Origin of the sequence: Mycobacterium hubeiense, assembly GCF_002838065.1 — a bacterium.
GTDB classification, from domain to species: Bacteria; Actinomycetota; Actinomycetes; order Mycobacteriales; family Mycobacteriaceae; genus Mycobacterium; species Mycobacterium hubeiense.
In genome coordinates this window covers 1-433 of sequence record NZ_PIZU01000149.1, presented here as the reverse complement: position 1 = coordinate 433, position 433 = coordinate 1, and the positions used below count along the sequence as shown (strand labels likewise).

The 433-nt window shown below is 64.9% G+C and carries 1 protein-coding gene; it reads left to right on the top strand.

The window, feature by feature from the left end; genetic code table 11:
- A partial coding sequence (locus CWS39_RS28455; RefSeq protein ID WP_306768859.1) for an AlkA N-terminal domain-containing protein occupies positions 1–433 on the top strand: 433 nt, incomplete at both ends.

Below are 433 nucleotides of genomic sequence, written 5' to 3'. Positions count from 1 at the left end.
GCCCGTGTCCTGATCGAGACGACGGATCTGCCGTTCGGCGATGTGGCGTTCGGCGCCGGGTTCGCGAGTATCCGCCAGTTCAATGACACGGTGCGGTCGGTGTGCGATCTGACGCCGACCGCGTTGCGCCGGCGGGCCCAGGCACGATTCGGCCAGCCCGCCACTCCCGGCGCCTTGTCCTTGCGACTGCCCGTCCGTACGCCCTTCGCGTATGAAGGTGTGTTCGGCCACCTGGCGGCCAGCGCCGTCCCGGGCATCGAGGAAGTGCGTGACGGTGCGTACCGACGGACGCTTCGCTTACCGAATGGCAACGGAATCGTCAGTCTCACACCGCAACCCGACCATGTGCAGTGTCAGCTGGTGCTCGACGACTTCCGTGATCTGACGACGGCGAGAGAAATTGTCAATACCTGTGGATCGGGTTGTTCAGGCG